Here is a 24,829-nt window from a genome sequence, read left to right as displayed (position 1 = left end):
CCTAAAATATCTGTCCATGGACCCTTAGTTATTCTCAGCAAAAATTCGCAAATGCTGTGGCAAAATCCGGAATCGCCCTGGCAGTTCTCCGCCTAGCTCGCCGTCCAAATTCAATTGGACATGCCCTGGAGAGATTACATCCATCGCATCCGTACGGAAGTATATAACCTTCTTATCGTTCAAATGCTCGCCGCGAAGGGCTAATCTGACCAAACGGACAAACTCCGCTAGGTTGCATTTTTTAACCGCAATAACATCTAACAGACCATCATCGATACGAGCGCCGGGAGCAAGCTTTTCAAAGCCACCAACAGAATTCGTGTTAGCAATCAGGAACAGCATGAACTCATCATGAATGACTTCTTGACCATTAGCACGAATGATTAGTTCCTGAGGAGAGAGGCTGACCATTTTTTCAATACCTTTTAAATAGTACGCAAGCTGCCCTATCATGGTCTTCAGCTTACTAGGAACTTCATAGGTCAGTTCGGTTAGACTACCGCCGCCTGCAATATTAATAAAATAACGGTCATTTGCCTTACCGATATCAATCGGACGTGTCTCTTGGCGAATGATCAGATCACAGGAATCTTCCCAGTTCTTCGGGATCCCCATTGCACGTGCAAAATCATTGGTAGTACCAAGCGGCAAAACGCCGAGTGGGGGAAGATTAGGCTTCTCCGCCATACCATTAATAACCTCATTTAAAGTGCCATCGCCACCGGCTGCTATGATCAAATCATAACCGCGTTCTACTGCATCTGCAGCAGCTAACATAGCATCGCCTTCTCCGGTTGTTGCATGGCAGGAGGCCTCAATGCCACCCATATCCAGCCGGTCCAAAATATCGGCGAGCCGCTTCTTCATCTCTTCCCGTCCAGAAGTGGGATTATAAATCAATCTCGCAGTTTTCATTACCGGAACGCCACCTGTTTTTATAATAGAATAACCTAATTGATTATACCTAATTCGGACCACTACAATCAATGTTAAAGGCCCTTTCATGCAAATATTCCATTATACAGCAATTCATGACACTTCATCTGACAAAAAAATATATTTATATGTATATGCAACATATCCCGTATTATCCACGGATGTGGGCACTATTTTTCATGATTAAGTGTGTTCAGGGTGAATTGCTTTATCATTTACTTCGAATCTGTTCGAGGAGTGTCTCTACCTGTCTCTCAATCCAATGCGGAAGAAGAGGGTGCGGAAGAAGCGTTTGACCAGAATACTTATAGGTTAACCCTTTAAGTCTATTCGGAACCACATGCTTAGTGAAATACCCTTCACTCAAAAAAAGCGGTGCCACCAGCACCTCGTGACCCTGCTCCTGCCAATACTCCACTTTGCTTCGTACACTGTCCGGACTCAGCAGACCATAGTCGGCCGCCGCTACACCACTTACCTCACGTACACGCTCCGCCAGCGAAGATATCCCCTGCTGCCAGCGTTGCCGGAAGCCATCATAGATGCTGCCATGACCCACGAGTAGAATTGTTTCACGCGCTGGTTCCGTAGACAGCACACGTAACTTGTCCCAGATCATTACAGCGATGTCCGGGTCATCGTCGATAGGATAACCATAGTGAACTCTAGCCTTCACTGAGAACAGTGCTAAATCCGTCTCACGTTCAGGCTCAGGTTTGGCGCCTAGTGCATATTCTATCTCATCGACATGTGTGCTTCCCGAGGAAACGAACAATGGGATCACAATAATATCTGTGATCCCTGCGTGTTCCAGCTCATTTATTCCATCTTGAATCAGACGGTCCTCTACCAGCTCTAAAAAAGAGACCACCACAGGAATCTTTTCACCTAGCGATAATCCACTTACGGCTTCCTCCACGATCGACACCCAAGCCTCGTCGCGAGAGCCATGACTGATAATAAGTACGCCCGGTACCATAAATTAGCGTCCCAAACGTTCCAATGTTAATTTATATCCATCATTGCCGTAGTTCAGGCAACGTTTCACACGGGAAATCGTAGCTGTGCTTGCACCCGTCTCTGCTTCGATCTGGTTGTAAGTCGAACCTTTGCCGAGCATACGCGCTACTTCCAGTCGCTGCGACAGCGATTGAATCTCGTTCACAGTGCACAGATCATCAAAGAATACGTAACATTCTTCCATATTTTTCAATGTTAAAATAGCTTCAAATAATTGGTCGATACTTTTATCGTTTAGCTTCTTCAGCTGCATAAGATCATCATCCCCTAATGTGTCTTTCTTGCTCTACTATATTGCACTGGAGCGCATTTTTCAAGCATTAACGATTTCACGCTGTAAAGAGTGAAATCGATGGACAAACGTCCACCCCTGGCGCACACTAATTATGTACTAAACTATTTTCATTTCTTCCCACATAAGAAATAGCACCTACCCTATAGTACTACATAAGCGCCGAAAATCAAGCATGTACACGCTTTTTTCACTTCTTTAGGACGATTATAGGCATTCGCCCTTTTCCGCTCCTATCCCGAGAACCCGGGCATTCGTCTATACCGTATGTTCGCCCATGACATACAGTATAGCAAACCACTAACAAAGGAATGTGATATTATGCCTGATCATTACTATAATCATTCCCGCCGGAATCAGCGTTCGCTGAGCGATTCGTATAATGCCTCTGCCTATCCCGGCCTCAGTCCATACGCGCCTTCATCCCTCCCAGCAGATAGCGGAATCCTTCCCGCTTTAGGAGCAGAAGCTGCCGCTGAAACGGCGCTAGCGCTTCCTGCTGCCGAAGCCACAACGAAAGCTAGCGGCGGACTTGCCGGACTACTAAGCGGCTTAGGCGGTTTAGGAGGCGGTGGCGGAATTGGTGGGAATATGGACCAAATAAAAGGCATTATCGACCGAATGGGCGGCATTGACGGGATCGTAAACTCCATGGGTAAAGTACAGAAGGTGATGTCCGGCTTCCAGCAGATGGCCCCAATGGTTAAACTCTTCATGGGTAGCTTCGGCAAAGGAAAAGGAGCAGCAGGCGCCCTGGCAGCCGAAGAGGATGCCGCACTGTTCAGCCCGAGTCGACGCAAAAAAAGACGCTCTACTTCTCAACGTCGCAAATCGTCCACAACCACACGCCGGCGCTCAACTCCCTCTACTGGAAAACGTCGCCGCAAATAGCGGTGACGTTTTCTGGTGTGCCTACGGCCATTACCGGATAGGCACTATAATCTGACAAACAGCATTTCTCAGGGGAAGAGACTTGCTGTATCGTTTCTTTTATTTTTACTTAAACCATCCACTTCGCCGGAACCATCTGAACATACCAACGCCCACCACCAGCATAAACAGCAGAACGCCAAAATACCCATACTTCCATTCAAGTTCAGGCATCACTACAAAGTTCATTCCGTAGATTCCGGCAATCAGCGTCAGCGGCATGAATACGGTGGTGATTACAGTTAGTGTTTTCATGATCGAATTCATCCGGTTAGAATTAAGGGAAATGTAGCTATCACGTAAATCCGCGGTCATTTCTCGATCAGCCTCAATCATATCGGACAGTTTTAACAAGTGATCGTAGATATCGCCAAAATAAATCCGTTCCTCGCCGTTACTCTGGACATGCTGCGAATTCACAATCCGGTACATCAAATCGCGCATCGGCACAATCGTCCGCCGCATTTTGAGCAGCCTCCCGCGCAAGCCAAACACTTGGCTCATTAAATCCTCCACTGACTCACTGCCGCCACTGCTCTCCAGATCCGCAAGCTCGTCCTCTAAACTGTAGAGGCATGGAAAATACTTATCTACCAGCTTGTCCATGACTGTATATGCAGCCGCCATCGGTCCACCCGACCAGCCTTTACGACTATGTATTTCACGCTTCACCTGCTCCCAGGCTTCATTCATCTCTGTTTTTTCCTGATGATGATAGGATACGAGGTAATCTGCGCTCAAAAAAAGGTCAATCTCCTCAGCATCCAGCGTCTCTTCGTTCAGCGCATGCAGCACAAAAAACTGCACTTCCTCATAATGATCCAGCTTCGGCCGCTGCAACACATGCATACAATCCTCTATCGCCAACGGATGGAAATGAAAATAGTGATCCAGCAGCAGCGTCTCTTCCACCGTAGGTGTAGCAAAGTCTGCCCATATCCATGCATAATCCTCTCGCCGTATATCCTGCAGAGGTATATCTGTCAGCACCTCACCTGTATGCGTCACCGCAAGTGTACGTATCATAAATGTTCCTCCGCTTCATCTTCTTCCACGCATCTATTGTACCGCAAGACGAGGAGTCTTCCAAAAACATCGAAAAACAAAATTAAGTTGGGTTGCCATCGAACTTAATCAAATCATAGCGATTGATTTGTTTAATAATTAGTTTTTTTAAATTCTAACCCTCCGACTAGATTCGACAGATGCATAAAAAGCTACGCCAGACATCCGCTCATAAGCAGCTTATCCCATTTTTACTCACTTTCATCTGGATAAGCTCGACTCTGCAAACTGGAACATTTATGCACCTCTTTCCGCTCATTCGATGCTATTCTGTCAATTATGGTGCATTTATACACCTCTTTCTGCTCCTTCAACGCTATTTCGCCAATTATGGTGCATTTATACACCTCTTTCCGCTCCTTCGATGCTATTTCACCAATTATGGTGTATTTATACACCTCTTTCTGCTCATTCGACGCTATTCCGTCAATTATGGTGCATTTATACACCTCTTTCTGCTCATTCAACGCTATTCCGTCAATTATGGTGCATTTATGTACCTCTTTCTGCTCATTCGGCACCATCTTGCCAATTCCCATATTATCTACGGGATTAATACCTTTCTCCTCTTGGAGGAGGAAATGTCGAACGCTGGAGCTAGAGAGTCTGTCTGTCTGTCTGCCTGTCTTTCTTTCCTTCCTTCCTTCCTTCCTTCCTTCCTTCCTTCTTCCCACCACCCCACACAACAAAAAAGATGTCCGCAGCCAAAGGCTAACTGACATCTTTTTATTAAAGGGATTTAAAAAATGATTTTGAAAATCAGACCGGCTAATACCGCACTGATTGGAATCGTAATAAACCAAGTAACTACAATACGTCCAGCTACTCCCCATTTCACGGCAGAGAAGCGTTTTGCGGAGCCAACACCCAGGATTGCTGAAGTAATCGCATGTGTGGAGCTGACTGGCAAATGCAGCAGTGTTGCCGAGAAAATAACGGAAGCCGCGGAAATATCAGCCGCGAAGCCGTTGATCGGCTCGATTTTGAAAATCTTCGTACCCATGGTCTTGATAATCTTCCAACCACCAATGGAGGTACCGAGTGCCATAGCCGTAGCCGCAGCAACCTTAACCCATAGAGGGATTACATCCATAGTCTCTTGGCGTCCTGATGTAACGAGGGCAAAGGTAATGATCCCCATCGCCTTCTGCGCATCATTCGTACCATGAGTAAACGACTGTAATGCCGCCGTCACAACCTGCATGGAACGGAAGCCCTTATTAACCGTATGTGGACTACGCTTTGCAAAAATCCATTTCAGGACTGTCATGATGATATAACCGATAACAAATGCAATAATTGGCGAGAAGATCAAGCCCTCGACAATTTCCACAAATCCGCCCCAGTTAATATGTGACGAACCTGCACCCACATATACTGCACCAGCCAAAGCGCCGATCAGTGCATGAGAGGAGGAGGACGGAATTCCGAGCCACCAGGTGATCAAATTCCAAATAATCGCAGCAATCAGCGTGGCTATTATGATATCCAGACCATTTTCCAGCAACGTGGGGTCTGTGATACTTCCGCCAATTTTCTTAGCTACACCTGTAAACATCAAAGCTCCGACAAAGTTCATCAGTGCCGCCATAATAATAGCTGTTCGAGGTTTTAACGCACGTGTAGAGACAGAGGTAGCAATCGCGTTGGCCGTATCATGGAAACCATTAATAAAGTCAAACGCAAGCGCGAGAAATATAACAATTCCAAGAATCCATATCGATGTTTCCATATTCTAGTACCCCTTATGAGTTGCGCATGATGATCGATTCCAACATGTTGGCTACATCTTCACATTTATCTGTAGTGGTCTCGAGTCGCTCATATAATTCCTTGCGCTTAATCAGCTCAATCGGGTCCTTAACGGTTTCAAATAGAGCTTTGGTACAAATACGAAGGACTTCGTCCCCTTGATTCTCAAGGTCATTCAAACGGATCGTATATTCACGAATGGCCAGCAGCTTCTTCTGGGAAAGCAAATGAACCGCTTTTTGGATTTCATAAGCACACTGACGAAGGATTTCGGCGAATTGTACAATGTATTCATCCGGGTCAAGAAGGTTGTACATATAGAAACGTGAGGCAGATGCCTCCAAGCCATCAATGACATCATCCATGCTTGTAATCAAGTCCATAATGTCGTCACGCTCAAGTGGCGTAATGAACGTCTTGTTCAATTCCTTAATTACGGTGTGCGTGTAAGTATCACATTGGGATTCGTACTTCTTCATCTCTGCAGCGAAACTATCGACATTATTCTGGAGATCAGTGATATTCTGAGCAAAATAATCTGCAGCTTGGACAATGGTATCCGCCATATTTTCCAGCGTCTCAAAGAATATGTCCTTTTTTCTCAACTTCATTGTTTTAAACCCCTTTACATAATATTACCGTGAGTACAGAGTCACCCATATGTAAAAAGCATGAAAATGAATGACAACCCTTGTTATCTTAACATATCCGTAGAAGGTATAGAAGCTATAGAAATGAACTTTTTTACACTCTATTAACACTTACCCATAATTCCGAACACAAATCTGTATATCACTGGATATTCCGACTTTCTTAGGTTGCACTATCTGCTCCACCATATACCACATGACTGCTAAATGAAGGTGCATTAGGGACGACCAAAATATGGGTGATTCCTGGATACATTAGCTCTTCTTTACCATCCTTCACAAACCGAATCACATCACCTGGCTCACGCGACCATCTGCCCTTTGTGACCTGTCCCCGCTGAAAGAGCAGCGCTTCTCCACCAAGCTCCACGTCAACCTGAAGTCTTCCAACATCATCAAGTACTTTATGATCGGAACCCATCACCATCACATTTGCAGCTTCTACTGGCTTATTGTTATTCAGATCCAAATGTGGTTTACCATTCACGTAACGCTGATAGGTCTGAAGCTGAGTATCATATTTATAGTCAATTTTATAGCTTTTAAGTAAGAAGTTTACGCTAAACTCAGCGGCTTGTTCTCCGCCTGTCGGTATGTAATCTGGATTGTTAAAAAGATACCCCGGCACCTTCACACTTGTTTCATAACCAAGCTTCTCGGCGCCTTCTCGCAGCTTCGCTGCGTTACTGTACAGATTATGAGGGGCCTTACGTGTTTTGTCCCGCCAGAAATAAGCTCCGGCACGACCGATCTCATCCATATCCGCCTTTTTCTCTTTTTGCAAAATGGCATAAGCCGCAGGACTCCCTCCGGCATGCACCGTCACACCACCGTAGCTCTCGCCAATATCGAGCAGATAGGGACGGATACTGCGAATCGGGCCGATTTTCACTACTCCAGTATGACTTTGAAAAATACCAATCAACCGCGTTATGCCACCTTCAGCAAGGATCTCATATAAAATATCTGCTTCGCTCACCCCCGACTGCGGCCGGGCCGCTGGAGCATTATTTATCATAACGGCCAAGGGGCGTGGGAGACTGTCTTCAGAAACCGGCAGGCCTGTTAATCCGGAGATGAGTTCAGCAGAGGGATCCACAGTAGGTGTTGGCTGGATCGTTTCAATAGGTGCGGGATCTGAGGTAGGTTGCTGTGTCGGGGCAATTACATTATTTGCACTCTCTGTTCCGCAAGCGGAGAGCAATAGGGTACTCAGTACAATGGCAGATAACAGACGGGAAGAAGAGCAGTTTACTTTCATAAGCTTGTAGTTCCTCCTAAACATTTTATGTATCTTAACTGGTTTCTTCCATTTAATCACAGCCAGTCCCATTTGTCTTGATCCGCTTGCATTAAAAAAGGGCACAGCCGATTTCCGGCTGTGCCCTGCATGTATCTTATCCGTTTAGTCTAGCTTCCAGCAATTAAGGCTTAATGTCCCATATTGATACGCTTGAAATATCCGCTCTGCCTTCCTGCTGCCATCCGCTGTTCCCATCGCATAAAAGAGAGGTGCAAAATGCTCTCTTCCGTAAGATGGAACCGCATCTCGAACATGTGGAGCTTTTTTCTCATAAGCAAACAGTGAAGGCAAATCCCAAGATTCTAAACCCTTGGCAATCCACGCATCGAATTCAAGCGCCCACTCTTCAGGCTGATCACTTTCATTTAGCATCCGCAAATTGTGAACAAGTCCACCGCTTCCTATCAGCAGTATGCCTTCGTCACGCAGAGGGGCTAACATCCGCCCGATATTGTACTGTTCCTTCGGAGAACGTAGTGAATCGACGGATAAAGCGACTACCGGAATATCGGCTTTCGGAAACATTTTTTTCAGTATTACCCAGACTCCGTGATCGAGTCCTCGCCCCAGAACGGGCTGATGTGAAAGATTGTTACCCTTAAAGAGCTCGGAAATCCGCTTGGTCAGAGCTGGATCACCCGGGGCTGGATAGGTCAGTGTGTACATTTCTTCAGGGAATCCGTAGAAGTCATGTTGAGTCTCGTGCTTCTCATCAATGGTGAGTAGCTGTTCCGGGCTATCCCAGTGCGCTGAGAATACTACTATACCCCGTGGTGCTTCTAGTTCTTGACCAAGCCGCTCCAGAAAACGGGTATACTCGTTATCCTCCAGTGCGAGGAGCGGAGAACCGTGCGCGATAAAAAATGACGGTAATTTCATAGGATGCCAACCTCCATAACCCAGTATATGGTGTGCATCTTTATTTTACCGCTTATTTCAAGTTATTGCGAGTAAAGTCCATCACCTATATCATCCAATTTTGCCACTCTGTCTGCACATGCTCCTGCTCGTTCATCCACTCTCTTGTCCGCTTAAGCAGTTGTTGCTGTGCTGGCCCGGAAGAAAAGGTATGATCCCCTTGAAAAATGATCTCTTTATCGCAACGCCCCTCAGGGCGCGTCCAGAATAATTTCTGATAAAGGAAAGCATAATCCACGGGGATGACATCGTCAGAAGTACCATGAATGACGAGTACATCACCGTTGAATTTACTTGCCTCTTGGAAAGGCTGAAAAGCCGCCAAAGAATTAAAATATACCGGTGTGAACGAGTAGCCCACATAATCCGCTGAGCCATTCTTCACTGATCGATCATATGCCTCCCGCCCTACGATCTTCACAATATCATTGAAGGGGTAACCCACAGAGGCCCACAGCACGAGATTCTTCACACGGCGATCCCGAATACTTGTCAAAAGCGCAACCGCCCCACCCAGACTGTGGCCAATGAGCGTCACACGCTGTGGATCCACATCGGCAGAGCTAATTCCGTAATCGAGCACCGCTCTAGTCTGAGCGATCATCGACTCCATATCCTCGCCGCCGTAATTACCGCTGCTCTCGCCGCAGCCCGCATAATCAAATCGAATGACCATATACCCGTCTTGCGCCAGCTCACGAGCCGCTTTGACAAAGATCCGATCCACCCCAATCCGATTACCTACAAATCCATGGCAAATTACGGCTAATGGTAATCTGTCCTTGCAACGTGTGGAAGTTCCCTTCTCTTTACTCGGATAATGGATGCTCGCTGTCAATTCTTCGCCGTTATGCCGAATTACAATATTCCGTTCCATTGCCGTAACCTCCTATATTTAAAAGTTATTTTAATTTATTAGAATTCCGATTAACTTAGTGTGAATTATATCCTTATTATAAAGATTTCGCTCATATTGTCAACAGGAACGGGACAATTCCTAATCAAATGAGGGGATTATTGAACATTGGTCAACACGACAAACAGAGTATTCCGTAAGTCTTGATCATGACTCCGGAACACACGCGTAGTTTTTCCACTCTTGATCTAAACACTAGCCTTGGTTGATTTAGATATCTTGTATGCGGATCAAGCCACACCATGGAGGGTTGGGGTTGGGGTTGGGGTTGGGGTTGGTATAATTCCGGGTTCCGGTGTTCCAACGCCCCAACGCTACACATTTTTGTAATTCCAGCATTCCGAGATTTGAACCAAGTCCCCTCACAAAAACGCACAACAGCGATCCTCCAGTAAACGGAGGATCGCTGTTGTGGTGTTTTTTAGCGTGATGAGCTTCTAGGGTCGTCAATCAATCATAGCTGTCGTTAAACATCTCATGGGTTTCTTGACTGCCTTCCCAATCCTTAAGCAGGCCCTCGGTTGCTGGCTCTTCCGTGGAATTCCACATGCTGAATCCATCAGAGCCGCCCCAATCCCCCATTGAATGATTGGGCGTAGGCTCGAAACCGTTGCCCATGACTCTTTCCTGGTCCTTCTTGTTCTCATGTTCCATAAAGCTCCCAACCTTTCCCAAAGCTATATTGATCAAGCAACAACATTATCAGTGTTCACTCTTATAAAAGGATTATGCATAGGAAAATAGAAATGCTTGTCCTTGCGCTGACCTGTCAGGCAAACGTATACTCTAGGTTAAAGACTATACCGATTACACTACTGGAGGTTTACATCCTAATTATGAAAGTGAAAGATATGATTAAGGAAAATAACGCCCTGCGCGAGCAGATGACGCCTTTCAATCGATCCTATTTTGAAGATATGATCCTGACGTTGCGGGCTAGCCGGATAGAAGCTCTACGCGCTGAAGAACTTTTACTGGATGCAGCAAAACTACTTCTGAAAGAACAAAAGAAAGGGAAAAATGCTAAGCAGGTGTTTGGTGAGAATCCGGATGATTATTTTAAAGAGATCATAGACAGCATTCCCACACGCCCGGTACGCAGCAAATGGAACTATTACTCGATGATTCCCTGCGCGGCTCTAACCTGTCTGTTCGGAATCTTCGCTATAGGCGGACTCTTCCTGCAATGGACCAATGGATCACCCGGGATGTTCGGACAGATTAGCCTCTTCACGCTCTTCGCTGTGGGTGCAGGTTCCATCATCTTGATCGAGCTTATTATGAAATGGATGACCTCCTTGTCTGAGAGTGATGCGCCTACAGCCAAACCTTTTGATATCAAGGGCCTTGGCGTCTATATCGGAATCGCCGTGGTTGCCGTATTCATTGGTCTCTACCTTGACCGTTTGTTTCCGGTCATTACATTATCTCCATGGGTAAGCTTAATTGTTTCCCTGATTGGCGCAATTGGACTAAAGTTTATATTTTTCAAAAAGTAAAAATCGTGCTCCACCCGTATTCCATCCGATAGACAGGGGGAACTTTTATGAATAAGAAGCAAGGTATTCTCTATTCTGTTCTAGCAGTAACATTGGGACTAGGTGCTATACCTATAGGAACGATTCAAGCTGAAGGCGCTGTCAGCCCTCCTGTGGGAGGCGCTAAGGCAAGTCCTCTGACTGCTAACAATGATCATGCGGAGGCTATCTATAAAGCTGCATTGCCGCTGTTGTCTTCCTCTAACAAGTTACCCGAAGCTATTAAATATTTGAACGCCAATATGTATGCGGTAGGTTCGTATCGTGCCACAATAATGACACTGAAGCTTGAGAATTTACACAAGGCGGCTCTTCCGGCGTGGGAGAGCAAATTCAATACCAGCAATGTCCAGCGGAAGCTCACCGCCATCTATAAGGCTGGCGCTAGTATGAAAACCCTTGCTGAGGCTACAGAAGATCCCGCACTGCGCACTCTACTGAAAAGTGCCAGCGAAAGCGGATATAAACTGGAGACGGCGGAGGGTACTTTTTTCCCTGTGATCGATTATGCAGCTTACCGCAAATATAAGCTTTATGTCACTAATGATATCAGTGCTTATATATCCATTATGGCCACGGAGTCTGATCTTCCTTCCTCCAAGGACAACGGGCTGGTCATTGGTTGGACCGATGTAGCTGCACGTGCATTGTCTCAAGAGCAATTCATTCAAAATTATCCGAAATCGAATCGAATTTCAGCTGTTAAATCCTTATACTCTATTTACGTTAACAATACGTTCTACGGTCAGAACAACACGCCCCTCTTCCACTATGACAATCTGGAAATGGACTTGGAGGCACAGAAAGCCTACTCTAGCATTCTGACCAAGAATAACGATACTAGCTCATTCCTACAGAAACTAGATGGCTTCATGAAATTGATGAAGGATAATAATTTTAAATTAAACGACGAAGTCGAGCAGTTCCGTAAGACTACCATGCCACTCTAATATGCTAGAAATATAAGACATTATACAAAAGGCCCGCCCCACTTTATTCTGGGACGGGCCTTTCTATGTTCATTAACGAAATAATTAAAGTGATGAAGGAAATTAAATAAGGATGTTAAAGAGATTGGAATCCTTATTGATTTCTACGTAATCGACGCCCTTCTGCTGCATCCGTTCGATGAGAGGTTCATAGGCATCTGTAGATAATAGTTCAATGCCTACAAGCGCAGGGCCGTTCTCTTTATCATGCTTCTTAATATACTCGAATCGGGTAATATCATCGTGAGGCCCAAGGATCTCACCCAAGAACTCACGCAGGGCACCTGCCCGTTGCGGGAAGTTCACCATGAAGTAGTGCTTTAAGCCTTCGTAGATCAGAGACCGCTCTTTGATCTCCTGCATACGGTCAATATCATTGTTACCACCGCTGATGATGCAGACAACCGTCTTGCCGCGGATTTGATCACGGTATTGATCAAGTGCTGCGATAGGTAAGGAGCCCGCTGGCTCAACCACTATAGCATTCTCGTTATACAGTTCCAGAATGGTGGTACAAGCTTTACCTTCAGGCACCATCACAATGTCATCCAGATGCCGGGAACAAATATCATAAGTCAGTCCGCCGACGCGCTTAACAGCCGCTCCGTCCACGAACTTGTTAATTTCTTTAAGCGTTACCACTTCTCCAAGCTTGATCGCTTCAGTCATTGAAGCGGCTCCGAGCGGTTCCACGCCAATCAACTTAGTGGATGGACTGACCGTCTTCACATAAGTGGCTATTCCTGCTGCCAGGCCGCCCCCACCAATCGTTACGAACATAAAATCGGCAGGATGGTCCAGATTCTCCATTACTTCCATCGCTATTGTTCCATTGCCTGCAATAATTCTCGGCTCATCAAACGGATGGATCAACGTCATTCCATGATCTATACAAGCTTGCAGTGCTTCATCATAAGCGTCATCGAAAGTATCACCCTTCAGAATGACCTCAACAAACTCACCGCCGAACCGCCGAACTTGCTTCACCTTCTGGTTAGGTGTGGTGCTCGGCATATAGACCTTGCCCTTAATTCCAAGTGCCTTACAGGAGTAGGCTACACCTTGTGCATGATTTCCTGCACTCGCGCAGACAATGCCTTTAGCTCTATCTTCTGCTGATAGACTACGAATCATATTATAAGCTCCACGGATTTTAAAAGAACGGACAATCTGTAAATCCTCGCGCTTCAAATATACATCGCAATCATACTTGGCCGATAGTACGGCGTCACGCTGTAGTGGAGTCCGGATGATGACCTCCCGCAGTACGTGATGAGCCCGTACGATATCTTCCATTCCTACGATTCGGTCTTCCTCTTCTCTCATAACCCTCTCGCCTCACTATCATCTAATCATTCTCTTCTTGTAACATACTCTCCCAAGGACATTTTTTCAAGCATTGTCCGCTGTACGCAATACAATATTGAAGTAAAACTTACACTTTTTTTATATTAAAAAAGAGACTATAGGAATCTCCCATAATCTCTTTAAGCTCATATACGTTCAAGATCCGAATACTACTAATCCTGTTGCTTCAGCATCCACTTCAGCAGATCAGGTAGGCTTGTCCACAAGCGTGAGTGTACAATCACATATTCGATCGCTTCGTTTGCATCGCCCATCCCTACAAAATCCGGTAAGTTGTGCGGCAATCTCTTGATTCCTAATAAATAATCCGGCACATGCTTGTTCACATTCCGCGCTACGCGGTACAACATTTTCAGTTGGGAAGTGATCCCGTTCTTCTTATATTCTAAGACCATACGGTCGTAAGCTACTGTCGCTGCAGCATCTTTTCCGAATTTCTCCAGCACTAATTCCGTCTCTGCCAGCTTATTCCTGTAGAGGTATGCTGCAGTCAGAAGGTAACGTGCACCTGTGTTATCTTCTGGGTTAAGCGCTAAAATATGTTCGAGCGTCTTAGCGGCTTCTTCCGCATTTCCGCTAAACCAGCAGGAGTCAGCGTAGCTTTTACAGATTCGAATGTATGGACGCGTCTCGTGGAGGTCCCAGAAATGTCCTTTGTTCTCAGCGAAAAAGGCTTCACCAAGCTCACGTGCACCTGCTTCCATCCCTGCTTTCAAGAAAGCGCGGGCATCGGTTTCGTTCTCTGCTTCCTCAGCCAAAATGAGATAAGCATCCGGACTGTCCGGATAAACCTCTAGCGCGGCTTCAGCTAACTGAATCCGGCGATTGGATGTATTGGTTTGCATAGCCTTTTGTAATAGAGCCTGCTCCTGATCCTTCGGACTGCCTGAGACATTCAGCAGAAGTAGTTCTTCCTCCGCTCCACCCATGCCATATTCCTCAATGTAATTAAGCATCTCTTTAACTTTTCTAGAAATAGTAGGTGTAGTAACCTCATGTTTAGTGGCAAGATCTGCTTGCGTTAGTGAGAAACCATATTCCTCAGACAAAATAAATTCAATTGCTGCGCAGAAAGAGCCCATTTTCTTCACAGCAGGCTTAGTCTTACGGGAATAACCATTCCACAGAACTAGAGCTTCCCAAATAAGCTCTCTATCATAGCTTTCTCTCATGCTCTCAATAAGGTGCAGCGCCAATTGTTCATGAGCTGGGTGCTCCCATTTCAGATCACGTGACACTTTTTTTCTGAGCGTAGCAAGAGTGATTTTTACTTCAGGTTGTGCTACGGGTTCCTGCTTCTCAGCCACAATCTCGCTAGCAGCCGCTTCTTCCTTGTTTACAAGTTGCATGATGGACTCTACTGCAGAGGTTTCTTTCCCAAGGCAGCATTTCTTATATTTTTTCCCGCTTCCGCAAGGACACATATCATTTCTTCCAATCTTACTCAAAACGAATTCCTCCTTAAATCTGTGAGTAGCCATTCGCCATAAGCGTATCGCTAGTATGCACTATAAGTATCATCATTTCCAGGCACGAGGCATCCTTTAAAAGGTTACTTCACAAAGTCTGAAGGACTCCGATTTAAAAGGGCCTTCCCATGATCGGAAAGACCCTTATCTGTATATATCCGCACATTTTCCCCCGTACGTGTAGTATTATAGCACTTCTTCTATCACTTGTCAGTCCTTTTTTAGGACTTTTAGCGCAAAAAATGCTAGATACAGTTCTTTATCCTTATACCAAAGCTTTCATAGCGATGTCGCTGCGGCTTTGTTTTCCGGAAAAAGTAATTCCTTCAGCCCTGGCGTAAGCTGCAGCACGAGCTTCAGCAATCGTAGCACCTAGGCCTACCACGCCTAGTACCCGACCCCCATTTGTCACCCAGCTTCCGTCTTCACCACGCGCCGTACCGGCATGGAAGATCAGCCCTCCTTGGCTGTCTTCAAGGCCTTCAATCGGTACACCCTTTGGATAAGGGCCTGGATATCCTCCTGAAGCAAGAACTACGCATACAGCCGCTTCGTCGCTCCATGTTATGTCGATATCTGCAAGTCTACCCTCGGTAACCGCCAAAAAGATTTCTAGCAAGTCGCTCTTGAGTCTAGGCAACACGACCTGTGTCTCAGGATCACCGAAACGAGCATTAAACTCAATCGTCTTAGGTTTTCCCTCTGGAGAAATCATTAGTCCCGCAAACAGTACACCGCTGAAGGGACGACCTTCATCCACCATGGCTTTTGCTGTCGGCTTAATGATGGTCTCGATTGCTTCTTGGATAATAGCCTCATCAATATGTGGTAAAGGCGAATAGGTACCCATTCCGCCGGTATTAGGACCTTTATCCCCATCAAATACGGGCTTATGATCCTGAGCAGCAGCCATAGGACGTACCGTCTCTCCATCGACAAAAGCCAGAATCGACATTTCCTGTCCAGCTAGAAATTCTTCAATAACAACCTGCGCGCCTGCCTCACCGAATATCTTAGTGACCATAATATCAGCGAGCGCTTGCTCTGCTTCTTCCCGAGAATAAGCGACCGTCACACCTTTTCCTGCGGCCAGACCATCTGCCTTGATGACGATCGGCAGCGGCTGCTCCCGTAAGTAAGTTAGTGCAGCTTCATAGTCGTCAAACTTCTCATAGGCTGCTGTCGGAATTTTATATTTATGCAGAAGATCCTTCATAAAGGTTTTGCTGCCTTCGATCTCCGCCGCATTCTTACGCGGACCAAACACAGGAATATCCTGTGCTTCAAAAGCATCCACAATCCCAGCAGCGAGCGGATCATCCGGTCCGATTACAACAAGACCTACTTCCTTCTCTTTTGCAAAAGCCGTGAGGCGATCGAACTCGAATACTCCGATCGGCACACATTCGGCTAACTGCGCAATCCCGGCGTTGCCGGGTGCGCAATAGATTTTACCTGCCTTGGGGCTTTGGGATAAACTCCAAATCATCGCATGTTCCCGGCCGCCGCCGCCAACCACTAAAATATCCATCCGAATATGATCCTCCCAGTGCTCTAGTGTTTGAAGTGACGGACGCCTGTGAAGACCATAGCAATACCATACTCATTAGCGACCTTAATTGATTCTTCGTCTTTAATGGAGCCGCCTGGCTGTATCACAGCAGTGATACCTGCTTTTGCTGCCATTTCAAGCGTATCGCCCATTGGAAAGAAAGCGTCGGAAGCAAGTACAGCTCCCTTGGATTTTTCACCGGCTTGTTCGATTGCAATTTTTGCTGCACCCACACGGTTCATTTGTCCTGCACCTACGCCAACAGTCATATCATCAGCTGCGAGTACAATCGCATTAGACTTCACGTGCTTAACTACTTTCCATCCGAACAACAGCTGTTTCAATTCTTCTTCTGTTGGTTTACGGTCCGTAACAACTTGTAGATCATCTGGGTTTACAGAGTGCACATCGCTCTCCTGTACAACCATTCCTCCATCGATCGAAGTCACTACAAAGCTGCTCTTACGCGCACTAGCCGTACTAAGATTACCGATTTTGAGTAAACGGAGATTCTTTTTCTTTGTAAGGATTTCCAGTGCTTCTTCCGTAAAGCCTGGTGCCAAAACGATTTCGAGGAAAATATCTTTCAGAAGGTTCGCTGTGTCTGCATCAATTATGCGGTTCGCTGCTACAATTCCGCCAAAGATAGAAGTTGGATCGGCGTTGTAAGCTTTTTGATAAGCTTCGTATACACTTTCACCCACACCTACACCACAAGGGTTCATATGTTTAACCGCTACGACAGCAGGCTCTTCAAATTCCTTCACGATTTGCAGTGCTGCGTTAGCATCGTTGATATTATTGTAAGACAACTCTTTGCCGTGCAATTGCTCAGCCGCAGTGAGTGTATCCAGTGCCGCCAATGGCTTGCGATAGAACGCCGCTTTTTGATGCGGGTTCTCACCATAACGCAGATCCTGAATTTTCTCATAAGTCACGGTGTAGCGCTCTGGAAGAGGCTCGCCAGTAACGTTAGCCAAATAATCGGAAATTAAGGCATCGTAAGCCGCCGTATGACGGAACACTTTTGCCGCAAGACGTTTGCGTGTTTCTAGCGTTGTATCTCCACCTGCGCGAACCTCTTCAAGTACTGTAGCGTAGTCATTAGCATCCACCACTACACTTACAAAAGCATGGTTCTTCGCTGCAGAACGCAGCATTGTAGGTCCGCCGATATCGATATTCTCGATGGCTTCCTCGTAGGATACGTCAGGTTTTGCGATCGTTTCCGCGAACGGATACAGATTCACAACAACCAGATCGATGTAGTCCAGTCCAAGCTCCTTCATTTGACGCGTGTGCTCCTCGTTATCACGAACAGCAAGCAATCCGCTGTGTACAGCAGGGTGCAACGTTTTGACACGTCCGTCCATGATTTCCGGGAATCCTGTCACATCGGAAATCCCGATGACTGGAACACCTTCTTTAGCCAAAAGCGTGCTTGTTCCACCTGTAGAGATAATTTCTACGCCTAATGCAGACAACTCGCGGCAAAAATCCACGATACCTTGTTTATCCGATACGCTGACTAGCGCTCTTTTGATACTCACTTTGAATAGTCCTCCTTCAGGTTGTACATGCGATTTAATATGAAGAAAACCCACAACGCGACACATAACGCCGCTTATGCAATATTTCCCGAGAAATACCCTGAAACATCTCGGTCTGTCACCAAATGTCGATCCAAAACTTCGAATGGCTGCGGTGCAGCTTACTATTCGCGGATAATCGTCTTTCTTCCACGCAGTTCCACTTTCCCGCTGGCAAAAGCGCCAACCACTTCGGGGTACAGCTCATACTCAACCTTATGAATACGTTCTGCCAATGAATCCGCTGTGTCGTTATCCTGCAGGGCTATGCTGCGCTGAGCAATAACAGGCCCGGTATCCATACCTCCATCGACAAAATGCACAGTAACACCCGTCAGCTTTACGCCATATTCCAGCGCTTGTCCGATAGCATCTTTTCCCGCAAAAGCAGGCAGCAGCGATGGATGAATGTTAATAATTCGTCCAGCATACGGCGTTAACAGCACAGGTGTAATGAGACGCATATACCCTGCCAGCACAACCAGCCCGATTTCCCGCCGCTGAAGCTCTGCTACGATCTCTGCTTCGTAGTCTTCACGGCTGGCGAAATCTTTTGGCCGCAGCAAGAGGGCGGGAATGCCCGCATCCTCCGCACGCTTAGCTACAGGTGCCTCTGGCTTGTCGGATACAAGCAACTCAATATTGCCCTCACCAAGCAAGCCCGCTCTCTGTGCATCGATTAGTGCTGCAAAATTACTGCCTTGCCCAGAAGCAAAAACAGCGATTCGACTCCATTGCATCACACTTCAGCTCCAGTAAAGGTTACTTTGTGTTCCCCTTCTGTCACTTTACCAATGATATATGCCTCTTCCCCGCTAGCTTTTAGCAGTTCAAGAGCACGTTCTCCATCAGCAGCACTAACTACCAGAACAAGTCCAATTCCCATATTAAAAGTAGTAAACATATCACGGTTGCTTACGTTTCCTTTGTTCTGCATCAATCCGAAGATCGGCAGAATCGGCCACGATCCGTAATTAATCTCCACATCTACACCGTCAGGCAATACGCGCGGGATATTCTCAATGAATCCGCCACCCGTAATATGTGCCATACCTTTTACCGGAAGCTGCTCTAACAGTGCCAGCAAAGGCTTTACATAGATCTTAGTTGGTGCAAGAAGTACATCCACAAGCGGAGCTCCAAGCTCCGGAAGCACATCATTCAGACCATAGCCATCTTCCTCAAGCAAAAGCTTACGCACCAGCGAGAAGCCGTTGCTGTGCACGCCGCTAGATGCCAGACCGATCACTGTGTCTCCAGCAGCGATGGTTGCGCCTGTTACCAGCTTCGCTTTGTCAGCTACACCAACCGTGAATCCAGCGATATCATACTCTCCCGCTGAATACATGCCCGGCATTTCAGCTGTTTCGCCGCCAATCAATGCGCAACCTGCTTGGTGACAGCCCTCTGCGATCCCTGCTACGATCGCTTCGATTTTCTCCGGCACGACTTTGTCGCAAGCCAGATAGTCGAGGAAAAAGAGCGGCTCTGCGCCTTGCACTACAATGTCGTTCACGCACATAGCCACAGCGTCGATCCCAATCGTGTCATGGCGATCTGCCGCGAACGCGATTTTGAGCTTCGTGCCTACACCATCAGTACCAGACACAAGGACTGGCTCTTCATATTTATCTTTATTGAGGCCAAACAGCGCTCCGAACCCACCGAGATCCGTCATTACTTCTGGACGGTAAGTACGTTTTACGTGTTTCTTCATGCGTTCTACCGCTTCATTACCAGCCGCAATATCCACTCCGGCGTTTTTATAAGCTTCCGACACTTGGGACACCTCATCTTTAAATTAGTTTAGAGCGCGTTTGGGCGCATTCGGGACCAGTGGTGGTTATTGGAGTTATTGCGAGGAATGTTTGGACTTCCGATCGCTGTTATGCTCGAATTCCTTTGAATTTGTTACCGCTGAGCGGTAGAAATTCGAGCATAAAGGCGAACGCTAACGCTTCTACAGTTCCAAACTTCCTCTCCATAACTCCCTCCAACCACCGGGTTTCCCCTACTGCAAGCCGCAGTGCGCACCTTGCACACGGACCTCAAGACCTCGGTGCATGAGCTGCGCCATGCACCTCCTTATGCGAAACAAGCGAACACCCACACCTTTGCAAGGGGAACTTAGGGGGATGGCCCCTAACTAGCAGCTGCAGCCATCTTTCTCTTCCCCGCCAAAATCAACCTGCGTCGGGTAATCGTTATCGAAGCAGGAAAGGCATAGCCCGCCTTTATAATCATCTTTGTTGTGACCACCAATGGAAGCGATTAGGCCTTCCGGTGAAAGGAATGCCAAGGAATCGGCATTGATCTCTTCGCACATTTCCGCAATGGTCTTGTAGGACGCGATGAGATCGCGGCGGTCTGGGGTATCAATGCCATAGAAGCAAGGATTCTTGAAGGGCGGCGATGTAATCCGCACATGCACTTCAACAGCTCCCGCTTCACGAAGCAGATTGACGATCCGCCGCGAAGTTGTGCCGCGCACGATGGAATCATCGATCATGACGACACGTTTACCATCCACCACACTGCGAACCGCGCTTAGCTTCATTTTCACACCTTGCTCACGCAGTTCTTGGCTCGGCTGGATGAAGGTCCGGCCTGTGTATTTATTCTTGATGAGTCCAAGCTCATAAGGAATGCCCGTCTGCTCCGCATATCCGATCGCTGCCGAGATACTTGAATCCGGTACACCGGTTACGAGGTCAGCATCTACGAAAGCTTCTAATGCCATGCGGCTACCCATCCGCTTCCGGGCGGTGTGCAGGTTAGCGCCGTTCATATCACTGTCTGGACGAGAGAAGTAAATATACTCCATCGCGCACAGCGCTTTACGTTTAGGCTCGGTAAAACGCTCCTCTAAGAGGCCGTTTTTATCGAGCACGAGCAGTTCGCCGGGTTCGATATCGCGAACCAGCTGCGCTCCGATGACTTCTAGTGCGCAAGATTCGGAAGCAAAAATATAGGCATCGCCGATCCGCCCCATTACAAGCGGACGCAAACCGTGAGAATCCGAAGCAACAATTAATTTGTCATTCGTCATGAGCAGAAAAGCGAACCCGCCAACCAGTTGTTTCAGCGCATCCTTAGCCGCTTCAACAAAATCCTTAGGCGAACGTGCAATCAGATGCGCCAGCACTTCGGTATCACTTGTGGTTTGGAAGATCGATCCGCTTTGCTCTAGCTGCTTACGAATCAACGGTTCATTAACAATGTTACCGTTTGTAGCAATCGCCAAATCACCGTCACGATATTTGAATACGAGCGGCTGTGCATTGGTTAAGCGGCTGTCCCCACTGGTGGAATAACGTACATGCCCGATAGACATGTCTCCAACCAGTGAGGCAATTTTGTCCTTGTCGAATACTTCTTTTACTAACCCCATCCCGCGGTGATAGTTGAAATCACGACCATCTGCTACGCAGATGCCCGCACTTTCTTCCCCTCGGTGCTGTAAGGCGTGCAAGCCGTAATAAGACATGGACGCCGCTTCCGGGTGTCCGAAGACCCCGAAAACGCCGCATTCTTCTTTTAATGTGTCAAAAATATCTCCCGAGCCCGTTCCTTCATTGTAAAAGTCACCAGTCCACAGGATAGGAGTCTCCTGCTCTTTCCCGGTCTTTATTTCATAAGACATGGAATAGCATCCTCCCACACGAATTTCAATTCTGCTACAGCTTCATCTAATACGGATGCACCGTCCAGATTTACGCGCAGTCTGTCTCCACCTACAGTTCCGATGATTTCCACGGGTACGCCGCTGGCAGCAATCGCTGCTTTTAGCCCTTCTGCACGTTCAGGCGCTGCTGTCAGCACGATACGCGATTGGCTCTCACTGAACAATGCTACATCGGATCTAAGTCCATTAGCAGAAAGCTCAACGTTCGCACCAATGCCACCGCTGATACAGCTCTCTGCAAGTGCTACAGCAAGGCCGCCTTCGGACAAGTCATGTGCCGAACGCACCAGACCGCCGCGAATCGATTGAAGCACTGCGCTCAGCAGTTTTTTCTCAGTAGCCAAATCCAAAGCTGGAGGACGGCCTTCGGTTACACCATGAACGGCATATTGAAATTCACTACCACCAAGCTCAGCTTTTGTTACACCTAGCAGAAGGATAGAGTCTCCTTCTTGTTTGAATCCTTGAGTCGTAATATGATCTGTATCCGCTACTAAACCAACCATGCCGACAACCGGCGTTGGATAGATGGATCCCGTAGTATTTTCGTTATAAAGACTGACATTACCACCGATAACCGGAGTATCCAGCACACGACAAGCTTCAGCCATACCATCAACCGCACGTTCCATTTGCCAGAACACATCAGGTTTCTCAGGGTTTCCGAAGTTTAGGTTATCCGTAATAGCCAATGGTTCAGCACCGGAACAAACGATGTTACGTGCCGCTTCGCTGACTGCAATACGTCCGCCCACTTCAGGATCAAGATAAACGTAGCGACCGTTACAGTCCGTAGTCATCGCTAGCCCTTTACGTGTACCATGAATGGTAACTACAGCTGCATCAGATCCAGGTCGAACAGCCGTACTAGTCCGCACCATATAATCATATTGGTTGTATACCCAAGCTTTGCTCGCTACGGTTGGCGATCCCAGAACAGTACGAAGTGCGCCGCCTAGATCTGTAACTTCCTCGTAACGAAGCGTATCTACCGATTCATTTTCTACATAATAAGCAGGAACCTCAGATGGTTTGTTATAGACTGGGCACTCATCCACGAGCGCTGTTACTGGCATGTCACCAACAACTTCACCGTGATGATACAGCTTCAAGCGACCGTCATCCGTAACTTTACCGACCTTACAGCAGATTACACCCCAGCGATCAAAAATCTCTTGCGCCTGAGCTTCATCCTTCGGTTCTACTACGAACAACATCCGTTCTTGCGATTCCGAAAGCATCATTTCATAAGGAGTCATGCCGTCTTCACGTTGTGGCACCTGATCCAGATACAGCTCCAGACCGTTGCCCGCTTTACTTGCCATCTCGGCACTAGAGCAGGTAAGTCCAGCCGCACCCATATCCTGAATCCCGATAACGATGCCGCTATCGATCAATTCCAAGCAAGATTCCATCACGAGTTTCTCCATAAATGGATCGCCTACTTGTACAGCTGTACGTTTAGCTTCGGACTCTTCACTTAGTTCCACGGATGCAAAAGTAGCCCCATGAATCCCATCACGTCCTGTTGGAGGTCCTACGTAGAAGACCGGGTTCCCTACACCTTTAGCGACACCGCGTTGGATTTTATCATGATCGATCAGACCGACACACATTGCGTTAACAAGCGGGTTACCGTCATAGCTATCATCGAACATGATTTCGCCGCCCACGGTTGGAATCCCGATACAGTTACCATAACCAGCAATACCAGACACGACATGCTCGAACAAATATTTCACGCGATCGCTTTCCAGTTTGCCGAAACGCAAGGAATTCAGCAATGCGATAGGTCTTGAGCCCATGGAAAAAATATCACGAATGATGCCACCTACGCCTGTTGCCGCGCCTTGAAAAGGTTCTACCGCAGAAGGGTGGTTATGACTTTCAATTTTGAATACAACCGCTTGGTTGTCTCCGATATCTACAATCCCTGCGCCTTCGCCGGGTCCCATCAGGACACGTGGTCCAGTAACTGGGAAACGTCTCAACAGTGGCTTAGAGTTTTTGTATGCACAGTGTTCGGACCACATTACGCTGAATACGCCAATTTCGGTGTAGTTCGGCAAACGTCCCATAAAAGACTTGATGAGCTCATATTCGCTGTCCGACACACCGAATTGGCTGTAAATTTTCTGCTCTGCGATCTGTTCTGCGGTCGGTTCCTTAACGGATACTTGCTGCGTCATGACGATCCCTCCAAGTCTTCAGTATAGATGTGAACATCCGTTTGCCATCTTCTGATCCGAGCAAGCTGTTAGCTGCACGCTCAGGGTGAGGCATCATGCCGACTACATTGCCCTGTACGTTACTAACGCCCGCAATATCAGCTACAGAGCCGTTTGGATTATCGCTATATGTGAACACGATCTGATTGTTAGCTTTCAGCTCTGCTAAAGTCTCTTCATCACAGTAGTAGTTTCCTTCGCCGTGAGCGATTGGGATGATGATTTCTTCATCCTTAGCATAGTCAATAGTAAATGGGGTTTCGTTATTAACAACCTTAAGCACTGTATCATGACAACGGAACTTCATGGACATGTTACGACGCAGCGCGCCCGGCAACAAACCAGCTTCAGTAAGAATTTGGAACCCATTGCAAATGCCTAGCACGAATTTCCCTTGCTCTGCTGCTTTAGCAACTTCAGCCATAACAGGAGCAAATCTTGAAATCGCACCGCAGCGCAGGTAATCACCATATGAGAATCCGCCTGGAACCAAAATGCAATCATACGCCGACAAATCTGTCGCTGTATGCCACACATAATCGACGGGTTCGCCGAGACTGTCCTCTACCGCCTTGTAGCAATCAATATCACAGTTGGAGCCTGGGAAGACAAGTACAGCAAATTTCATG

23 protein-coding genes are annotated in these 24,829 nt (G+C 47.1%); 3 read left to right on the top strand and 20 right to left on the bottom strand.

Annotation, left to right across the window (positions count from 1 at the left end):
* Positions 1 to 24: 24 nt before the first annotated feature.
* From NSU15_RS03300 to NSU15_RS03290, 3 genes are all read right to left on the bottom strand, one after another.
* Positions 25 to 915, bottom strand: a complete 891-nt coding sequence (locus tag NSU15_RS03300; RefSeq protein WP_042124069.1) for a diacylglycerol kinase — start codon at positions 913 to 915, stop codon at positions 25 to 27.
* Positions 916 to 1,147: 232 nt separating this feature from the next.
* A complete protein-coding gene (locus NSU15_RS03295) occupies positions 1,148 to 1,915 on the bottom strand; it encodes a CbiX/SirB N-terminal domain-containing protein (RefSeq protein ID WP_339289137.1) in 768 nt (255 codons plus the stop codon).
* Between the two features lie 3 nt (positions 1,916 to 1,918).
* A complete protein-coding gene (locus NSU15_RS03290) occupies positions 1,919 to 2,209 on the bottom strand; it encodes a YerC/YecD family TrpR-related protein (protein WP_019913624.1) in 291 nt (96 codons plus the stop codon).
* A gap of 360 nt (positions 2,210 to 2,569) precedes the next feature.
* Here NSU15_RS03290 and NSU15_RS03285 point away from each other — a divergent pair, with 360 nt between their 5' ends.
* Positions 2,570 to 3,139, top strand: a complete 570-nt coding sequence (locus NSU15_RS03285; protein ID WP_076120156.1) for a hypothetical protein — start codon at positions 2,570 to 2,572, stop codon at positions 3,137 to 3,139.
* A 105-nt stretch (positions 3,140 to 3,244) separates the two neighbouring features.
* Here NSU15_RS03285 and corA read toward each other — a convergent pair whose 3' ends face one another.
* The 8 genes from corA to NSU15_RS03245 all read right to left on the bottom strand — a co-directional run bounded on the left by corA (position 3,245) and on the right by NSU15_RS03245 (position 10,436).
* A complete protein-coding gene (corA, locus tag NSU15_RS03280) occupies positions 3,245 to 4,204 on the bottom strand; it encodes a magnesium/cobalt transporter CorA (protein ID WP_339289134.1) in 960 nt (319 codons plus the stop codon).
* A gap of 230 nt (positions 4,205 to 4,434) precedes the next feature.
* Positions 4,435 to 4,929, bottom strand: coding sequence for a hypothetical protein (locus NSU15_RS03275; RefSeq protein ID WP_339289132.1), 495 nt, complete (start codon positions 4,927 to 4,929; stop codon positions 4,435 to 4,437).
* Positions 4,930 to 4,982: 53 nt separating this feature from the next.
* Positions 4,983 to 5,975 (bottom strand): inorganic phosphate transporter, encoded by a 993-nt coding sequence (locus NSU15_RS03270; RefSeq protein WP_042184776.1) that lies wholly within the window; start codon positions 5,973 to 5,975, stop codon positions 4,983 to 4,985.
* Between the two features lie 13 nt (positions 5,976 to 5,988).
* Positions 5,989 to 6,606, bottom strand: coding sequence for a DUF47 family protein (locus NSU15_RS03265; RefSeq protein WP_042184774.1), 618 nt, complete (start codon positions 6,604 to 6,606; stop codon positions 5,989 to 5,991).
* A gap of 202 nt (positions 6,607 to 6,808) precedes the next feature.
* Positions 6,809 to 7,906 carry a DUF3048 domain-containing protein gene (locus NSU15_RS03260; RefSeq protein WP_339289130.1) on the bottom strand — a complete coding sequence of 366 codons (1,098 nt, stop codon included), beginning with the start codon at positions 7,904 to 7,906 and terminating at the stop codon, positions 6,809 to 6,811.
* A gap of 144 nt (positions 7,907 to 8,050) precedes the next feature.
* Entirely contained in the window at positions 8,051 to 8,827 is a 777-nt protein-coding gene (locus NSU15_RS03255) for a class III extradiol ring-cleavage dioxygenase (RefSeq protein WP_042124054.1), read from the bottom strand.
* 85 nt (positions 8,828 to 8,912) lie between these two features.
* Positions 8,913 to 9,743, bottom strand: coding sequence for an alpha/beta fold hydrolase (locus NSU15_RS03250; RefSeq protein WP_339289128.1), 831 nt, complete (start codon positions 9,741 to 9,743; stop codon positions 8,913 to 8,915).
* 489 nt (positions 9,744 to 10,232) lie between these two features.
* The gene (locus NSU15_RS03245) at positions 10,233 to 10,436 is read right to left on the bottom strand and encodes a hypothetical protein (RefSeq protein ID WP_042124052.1); all 204 of its coding nucleotides are present in this window, start codon (positions 10,434 to 10,436) and stop codon (positions 10,233 to 10,235) included.
* 74 nt (positions 10,437 to 10,510) lie between these two features.
* Between NSU15_RS03245 and NSU15_RS03240 the strand changes: the two genes are divergently transcribed.
* Both NSU15_RS03240 and NSU15_RS03235 read left to right on the top strand, forming a co-directional pair.
* On the top strand, positions 10,511 to 11,281 hold the full coding sequence (locus tag NSU15_RS03240; RefSeq protein WP_339289126.1) for a DUF1129 family protein: 771 nt from the start codon (positions 10,511 to 10,513) through the stop codon (positions 11,279 to 11,281).
* A gap of 47 nt (positions 11,282 to 11,328) precedes the next feature.
* Positions 11,329 to 12,270: a hypothetical protein gene (locus NSU15_RS03235; RefSeq protein ID WP_339289124.1), complete on the top strand. Its 942-nt coding sequence runs from the start codon at positions 11,329 to 11,331 to the stop codon at positions 12,268 to 12,270.
* A gap of 102 nt (positions 12,271 to 12,372) precedes the next feature.
* Here the strand turns inward: NSU15_RS03235 and ilvA are convergent, their stop codons facing one another.
* The 9 genes from ilvA to purQ form a co-directional block, all read right to left on the bottom strand.
* Complete coding sequence (gene ilvA / locus NSU15_RS03230; protein ID WP_042124049.1) at positions 12,373 to 13,635, bottom strand: threonine ammonia-lyase IlvA; 1,263 nt, start codon at positions 13,633 to 13,635, stop codon at positions 12,373 to 12,375.
* Between the two features lie 194 nt (positions 13,636 to 13,829).
* Positions 13,830 to 15,125 carry an SEC-C metal-binding domain-containing protein gene (locus NSU15_RS03225; RefSeq protein WP_339289122.1) on the bottom strand — a complete coding sequence of 432 codons (1,296 nt, stop codon included), beginning with the start codon at positions 15,123 to 15,125 and terminating at the stop codon, positions 13,830 to 13,832.
* Positions 15,126 to 15,411: 286 nt separating this feature from the next.
* Positions 15,412 to 16,677, bottom strand: coding sequence for a phosphoribosylamine--glycine ligase (gene purD, locus NSU15_RS03220; protein ID WP_339289120.1), 1,266 nt, complete (start codon positions 16,675 to 16,677; stop codon positions 15,412 to 15,414).
* Between the two features lie 23 nt (positions 16,678 to 16,700).
* Positions 16,701 to 18,248 carry a bifunctional phosphoribosylaminoimidazolecarboxamide formyltransferase/IMP cyclohydrolase gene (purH, locus tag NSU15_RS03215; protein ID WP_076121669.1) on the bottom strand — a complete coding sequence of 516 codons (1,548 nt, stop codon included), beginning with the start codon at positions 18,246 to 18,248 and terminating at the stop codon, positions 16,701 to 16,703.
* A gap of 164 nt (positions 18,249 to 18,412) precedes the next feature.
* Positions 18,413 to 19,027, bottom strand: coding sequence for a phosphoribosylglycinamide formyltransferase (gene purN / locus NSU15_RS03210; RefSeq protein ID WP_339289118.1), 615 nt, complete (start codon positions 19,025 to 19,027; stop codon positions 18,413 to 18,415).
* On the bottom strand, positions 19,027 to 20,067 hold the full coding sequence (purM, locus tag NSU15_RS03205; RefSeq protein ID WP_042124040.1) for a phosphoribosylformylglycinamidine cyclo-ligase: 1,041 nt from the start codon (positions 20,065 to 20,067) through the stop codon (positions 19,027 to 19,029). The genes purN and purM overlap by 1 nt, the downstream gene beginning before the upstream one ends.
* A 366-nt stretch (positions 20,068 to 20,433) precedes the next feature.
* Complete coding sequence (purF, locus tag NSU15_RS03200; protein WP_339289116.1) at positions 20,434 to 21,930, bottom strand: amidophosphoribosyltransferase; 1,497 nt, start codon at positions 21,928 to 21,930, stop codon at positions 20,434 to 20,436.
* A complete protein-coding gene (gene purL / locus NSU15_RS03195) occupies positions 21,915 to 24,161 on the bottom strand; it encodes a phosphoribosylformylglycinamidine synthase subunit PurL (RefSeq protein ID WP_339289114.1) in 2,247 nt (748 codons plus the stop codon). The genes purF and purL overlap by 16 nt, the downstream gene beginning before the upstream one ends.
* Positions 24,139 to 24,828 (bottom strand): phosphoribosylformylglycinamidine synthase subunit PurQ, encoded by a 690-nt coding sequence (purQ, locus tag NSU15_RS03190; protein WP_042124034.1) that lies wholly within the window; start codon positions 24,826 to 24,828, stop codon positions 24,139 to 24,141. The genes purL and purQ overlap by 23 nt, the downstream gene beginning before the upstream one ends.
* Position 24,829: the final 1 nt, after the last annotated feature.

The organism is Paenibacillus sp. FSL E2-0201 (assembly GCF_037963325.1).
Taxonomy (GTDB): Bacteria; Bacillota; Bacilli; order Paenibacillales; family Paenibacillaceae; genus Paenibacillus_AQ.
Note: the sequence above shows the minus strand (reverse complement) of the source record. Positions and strands in the feature narration are given on the sequence as shown.

Bases quoted from the DNA above. Each gene is read 5' to 3' on its own strand.
- purQ (WP_042124034.1), bottom strand. From the start codon at position 24,828: ATGAAATTTGCTGTACTTGTCTTCCCAGGCTCCAACTGTGATATTGAT.
- NSU15_RS03300 (WP_042124069.1), bottom strand. From the start codon at position 915: ATGAAAACTGCGAGATTGATTTATAATCCCACTTCTGGACGGGAAGAG.
- purF (WP_339289116.1), bottom strand. From the start codon at position 21,930: ATGTCTTATGAAATAAAGACCGGGAAAGAGCAGGAGACTCCTATCCTG.
- ilvA (WP_042124049.1), bottom strand. From the start codon at position 13,635: ATGAGAGAAGAGGAAGACCGAATCGTAGGAATGGAAGATATCGTACGG.
- purL (WP_339289114.1), bottom strand. From the start codon at position 24,161: ATGACGCAGCAAGTATCCGTTAAGGAACCGACCGCAGAACAGATCGCA.
- NSU15_RS03260 (WP_339289130.1), bottom strand. From the start codon at position 7,906: ATGAAAGTAAACTGCTCTTCTTCCCGTCTGTTATCTGCCATTGTACTG.
- NSU15_RS03245 (WP_042124052.1), bottom strand. From the start codon at position 10,436: ATGGAACATGAGAACAAGAAGGACCAGGAAAGAGTCATGGGCAACGGT.
- NSU15_RS03285 (WP_076120156.1), top strand. From the start codon at position 2,570: ATGCCTGATCATTACTATAATCATTCCCGCCGGAATCAGCGTTCGCTG.
- NSU15_RS03270 (WP_042184776.1), bottom strand. From the start codon at position 5,975: ATGGAAACATCGATATGGATTCTTGGAATTGTTATATTTCTCGCGCTT.
- corA (WP_339289134.1), bottom strand. From the start codon at position 4,204: ATGATACGTACACTTGCGGTGACGCATACAGGTGAGGTGCTGACAGAT.
- NSU15_RS03290 (WP_019913624.1), bottom strand. From the start codon at position 2,209: ATGCAGCTGAAGAAGCTAAACGATAAAAGTATCGACCAATTATTTGAA.
- purD (WP_339289120.1), bottom strand. From the start codon at position 16,677: ATGGATATTTTAGTGGTTGGCGGCGGCGGCCGGGAACATGCGATGATT.
- NSU15_RS03265 (WP_042184774.1), bottom strand. From the start codon at position 6,606: ATGAAGTTGAGAAAAAAGGACATATTCTTTGAGACGCTGGAAAATATG.
- NSU15_RS03250 (WP_339289128.1), bottom strand. From the start codon at position 9,743: ATGGAACGGAATATTGTAATTCGGCATAACGGCGAAGAATTGACAGCG.
- NSU15_RS03240 (WP_339289126.1), top strand. From the start codon at position 10,511: ATGCATAGGAAAATAGAAATGCTTGTCCTTGCGCTGACCTGTCAGGCA.
- NSU15_RS03295 (WP_339289137.1), bottom strand. From the start codon at position 1,915: ATGGTACCGGGCGTACTTATTATCAGTCATGGCTCTCGCGACGAGGCT.
- purN (WP_339289118.1), bottom strand. From the start codon at position 19,027: ATGCAATGGAGTCGAATCGCTGTTTTTGCTTCTGGGCAAGGCAGTAAT.
- NSU15_RS03255 (WP_042124054.1), bottom strand. From the start codon at position 8,827: ATGAAATTACCGTCATTTTTTATCGCGCACGGTTCTCCGCTCCTCGCA.
- NSU15_RS03235 (WP_339289124.1), top strand. From the start codon at position 11,329: ATGAATAAGAAGCAAGGTATTCTCTATTCTGTTCTAGCAGTAACATTG.